This window comes from Bacillus sp. JJ1127 (assembly GCF_036965845.1).
Lineage (GTDB): Bacteria > Bacillota > Bacilli > Bacillales > Bacillaceae_G > Bacillus_A.
In genome coordinates this window covers 1-4,532 of record NZ_JBALQK010000321.1, presented here as the reverse complement: position 1 = coordinate 4,532, position 4,532 = coordinate 1, and the positions used below count along the sequence as shown (strand labels likewise).

2 protein-coding genes and 3 pseudogenes are annotated in these 4,532 nt (G+C 32.5%); 1 reads left to right on the top strand and 4 read right to left on the bottom strand.

Annotated features, from left to right (window positions below; translation table 11 throughout):
- From V7183_RS26070 to V7183_RS23640, 3 genes and pseudogenes are all read right to left on the bottom strand, one after another.
- Positions 1-62: pseudogene (locus V7183_RS26070) on the bottom strand (DUF6884 domain-containing protein); the annotation flags it as partial.
- Between the two features lie 114 nt (positions 63-176).
- Positions 177-1,389 (bottom strand): annotated as a pseudogene (locus tag V7183_RS23645) (peptide ABC transporter permease).
- A gap of 209 nt (positions 1,390-1,598) precedes the next feature.
- The gene (locus tag V7183_RS23640) at positions 1,599-3,296 is read right to left on the bottom strand and encodes a M3 family oligoendopeptidase (RefSeq protein ID WP_335361029.1); all 1,698 of its coding nucleotides are present in this window, start codon (positions 3,294-3,296) and stop codon (positions 1,599-1,601) included.
- A 150-nt stretch (positions 3,297-3,446) separates the two neighbouring features.
- On the opposite strand from V7183_RS23640, the pseudogene V7183_RS26065 reads away from it, so the two are divergent.
- Positions 3,447-3,521: pseudogene (locus V7183_RS26065) on the top strand (integrase); the annotation flags it as partial.
- A gap of 80 nt (positions 3,522-3,601) precedes the next feature.
- Here V7183_RS26065 and V7183_RS23635 read toward each other — a convergent pair.
- A complete protein-coding gene (locus V7183_RS23635; RefSeq protein ID WP_335361028.1) occupies positions 3,602-4,462 on the bottom strand; it encodes an alpha/beta fold hydrolase in 861 nt (286 codons plus the stop codon).
- Positions 4,463-4,532 lie beyond the last annotated feature (70 nt).

The window sequence follows — 4,532 nt, the reverse complement described above, 5'->3', positions numbered from 1 at the left end:
TTATCAGGGTACTTATCCCAAATCTTCTTTTTCCCACATGGAATAATGCATAATCTTTTCATTGTTACCTTCTACCTCGCTTCAAACGTGATCACAAAATTTCTATTCATCTGTAATTTATATTCTCATCCACTAAACATCCTTGTATATCCTTGAATAATAAGATCATAGCATCTTTATTTGATGTTTAAAAATATGGAATTCCCCTTTTCTTCATATTCACCTTTTATGTTTCCTACTCCTAAAACGCTCCATCCTTCTTCACTTTTAATCGGTTTTTCACTTATCACGAAGTGCACCTGTTCAATATCTTGAATCCTTTCTTTAAAGTAAGATATGATCGGCTGTTGAATCATGTATTGCTTATTATGAATGCGTAGACCTAAAAAATCTCTATGTAATAATTTATTTCCATCCAAAATAAGATTCATCGGATTTAACATATCGACTTGCATATTTCCCCTTATGAAAAGGTGATAACCTTCTTGATGATGAAACGCTCTGAATTCTATTTCTCTCTGCTTTTTGACCAATTTTATAATCTCTTTCGTTTCTGCCTCTATTTTTATTTCATCCATTTGTATTTGGTCTATCTCAATTTCTATACTTTGTTTAAAAAAATCATATAACGATTGCTTTGTTTCTAAAAAAACGTGTTTTCCAGTCAGGATATATTTCATCTAATAATAAACATAAAATCATTCCTGAACTATAACAGCTTTTTCTTATGTTGGAGACAGCATCATATGTATCAAGAATTAAGCTACTATATTTTTGCAAAGTATTTTGATAGGAGCTTGTACCTACCTTGGAATAGGCTTTCATTTCAACATACCAAGCTGGCCCTTCTACACTTTCAACCATATATTCATACTGCATGAATTCACAATTCATCATACCGTTTCTTTTTTCTCGAAAATGAATGAATTGATGTATATTTCGTCTCTTATCAAGATCATTATCACTGTGAATAGCGTTATATAGGCAACGTCTCTCCCTAGTTCTTAATTCAATGTTTTCCTCTACCATTGGATATTGAAATCCCCTAAATTCATTAGGAAACCTGCCTTCACCCAGTAAAAACTGATATCCGTGAAAAAGTTCATGTACCAAAAGAGAATATATACTTTCATAATCACTATATCTTTCTAAATTTACGATCGCGGTTGGATAGTCTTCATATAATATGAAAGTATCTCCTACAAACTGTTCATTCCAATCTAATTTTATAAATTCATTCTTCTCTGCTGTCGAAAACATAGGATGATGAAATACATACACATGTTGTTTATTGGAAAGTGCAAATGCAACTTGTTTAAAATCAGGCCATATTTCATTTAATTTTTCTGCACTTATATCACGATTTATTCGTTCTAACAAACCTTTCACTACACATATCACCCCAATATAATGAATACTTCACCTTTCTCCAGTAAATTGATAAACGCTTTGCTCATATAAAAAACAAGCGATACTTTGAGAATCAATAGACTTCTATCAGAAACATAATCCCTTCTTCCAACAAAAATTAGAGATTATGTTTTTGATAGATTTAGAAGGTCAAAATCAATACTGATTTTGAAAAGTCCCTCTAGCTTTTAACTTAATTCTTCCATTACATGTATGACGAATTCAGAGATATTTTTTATAGTTTGTTCAGAGAAATCAAAATGAACACCTGTACTCTGGTAAATATCCGCAATCGATTCATTCCAATCCACACTTGCCCCTTGTTTAAATAAAGCGATTGCTTTCGCTGGATCCTCACGATAGATTTGAAACAGTTGTAACGCCCCTAGTTGTGATATTGCATACTCTATTTTATAAAAAGGATACTGAAAATAATGAAAAGACTCAATCCAACTTGCTCCAATTTCTGCTTCAAAACCTGCAATATCAACTGATGAATACCGAAATCTTTTGCTGATTTCAAGATATTTTGCATCCCGTTCTTCCGGTGAATGGTTTGGATTCGTATAGAGCCAATGTTGAAATAGGTCACCTGAAAGCGGAGAAATTAACAGAGAAAATGCACGATGCATTTGTTCCCTTTGTGCTTTCTTACATTCATTATCTTCAGGATAAAATATATCAAGCTTATCTATTAAAAAGAGTTCTAGACTATGGGAGTACAACTCAGCTACCTCTTCACGAAGATATCGTTCTTGCATACCACTCTCATTCGCAAACTGTTTGTAGAAATGGATGGCATGACCAACTTCATGTATAAGAGCATTAATCGCATGAAACGATGGGCTAAAGTTGGCATAAATGAATACATTTTTTGTTTTCGGTAAGGTAAAACAAGCACCTCCTGAGGCCTTATTCTTTCGCTCCTCTACATCTATCAGCTCTTGCCCACGAATATGTTGAAATCTCTCCTCAAAATATGAATCGGTCTTACCTAGCATGTTTTCGACTCCATCCAGCAAATCAACAAAAGTGTTGAACGGAGATGTTTGTAATGTACAGGGGCTGATATCCCACGGACGATACTTTTCTATATCAAGTTCTGTTTTAAAGAGTTTCGCTACATGTTTCCATACCGGGATGACATGTTTTTCAACAGACTCATGAAATGTATAACAATCTTGAATGCTGTATTCTCTATTTTTTAGTTTAAATATATAATCACGGTAATTACTAAATCCCGCATTCAATGCCATTTGATGACGTAATTGTACTAGTTCATTCATAATACTATCTACAGCGTGCTTTACATGCGTATGCGACTCAGATAAAGCACGCCATGCGCGTTCACGAATCTCCCTATTTGGACTATCTAACTTTGCTTTTATGTACGGATAAGATTTTGTTTCCCCATCCCAATCAATCGTTATACTAGCCATAATTTCTTTATATTTCGTTATTAACTCCTGCTCCTTCACAGTAAGCAAAACATTGTCTTCATGAAACATCTTATTTTTTTCTAACCTTACTTTGCACATATAACCATATTTTTCATCTTCCAATAATTTGGCGAACGGACAATTGCTAAATTTTTTGTCAAACTCAGCAGTATATTTTGTAAGAAGTGGCTGAATATTAGTTTGATAATATAAATATAAGTCGCGTTTATGTATGCTTTTCGTATCTCTATAAAAATCGATTAAACGACTCGTTATTACTTCTTCCACTTCAGCACTTAAACGTCGTTCCTCAACTAGCCACTTCTTTAATTCAGAAATGGAACAAATGTCCTGATCAAGAAGTACTTGTAGTCTATCTTTTAATTTTTTCGCATCATAATAATCGTTTTCTTCATTATACTTTTCCAATCCTGAAATATTAGCCATAACATTCCTCCTTAACTTTGCTTTAAGTATTTAGACTCATGTGTCACAGACAGGTCTAAATTTACTTATAGCGTTTTAACTGCTCGCTATTCCATATTGTTTTTTAAAATTGTGACTTGAACCATAAATCAGCCACAATTTGAACTATAAACCTCACTGTATACAAACATAGATGATTCTAAACGTCGCGAAGCAGTTGAACGATTAGAAAATAGACAACTAGATCTTAAAACTAGAATGAGAACCTTCATAAAGATTAAAAGTAATAAAGAAACACAACTGTGTGGGAAACTCAGTCGTGTTTTTTATAGGGTGGAAGCGCTTGAATTTGGCCGATTTGTAAAAGTATGTAGCGCATCTAAAAATTTTTCACGTTCTTCAATAAAAGGGAAGTGGTTACTATTTTCAAATGTTAGAAGGATTGAATTAGGCAACAGGTTATGTAGTTCTTCGGAAAATTCGATTGGACATTGAACATCATACTTTCCGCATAATATTAAAGATGGGACAGTGATATTTTTTATGGTTTCACTGACATCATAATGACGTAATTCAGATGAATAAGCTGCCATTCTTGATTTATTAATGGCGACAAATTGCATTTCTTTGTAATATTCATCAACTTTTTCTTTAGAATGAAGACATAAATCGAAGAATTTTTTTGCTGCAGATTCTTTACTTTTTTTGCTCATAAAAGGTAACATTTTAAAGAAGATTTTCATCATATCTTTTTTATATTTTCCGTTTTCCACATTGAATAAATTGTTTTTAGATCGGTTTATTCTATTTGATGCTGCTGTACCGCATAAAATAATTTCAGAAAGTTTGTCTGGATACATAGAAAGATAAGTTAAGCCTAAAAAACCTCCTGTTGAGTGTCCCGCAAAAGCCCAATTAGAATATTTAAGTTTCTTTCGAATACTTTCTAAATCTTTCACAGTTTCTTCCATGCTTAGGTCTTTTTTTGATTTAACTTTAGTTGAGGAACCCGTATTTTTTAGATTTACTAATACTACTTTATAATATTCTCCAATTGCTGCAGAATACGGCTCTTTACCCGATAAAAATTCTTGATATAAATGTGCTATACAAATAGGCTCTGTACCTTTTCCACCAATAAATACTTCGAATTCTCCACGATCTGTTTTACTCATTTCTCTTTGCAAAAAACTTCATCCCTTCTTATTTATAGAATGGTAAAAAAATAAAGGAATAACTATGAATATTTTTATAAAT

Excerpts from the sequence above, each read along its gene's own strand:
- V7183_RS23640 (WP_335361029.1), bottom strand. The coding sequence starts at position 3,296 with ATGGCTAATATTTCAGGATTGGAAAAGTATAATGAAGAAAACGATTAT.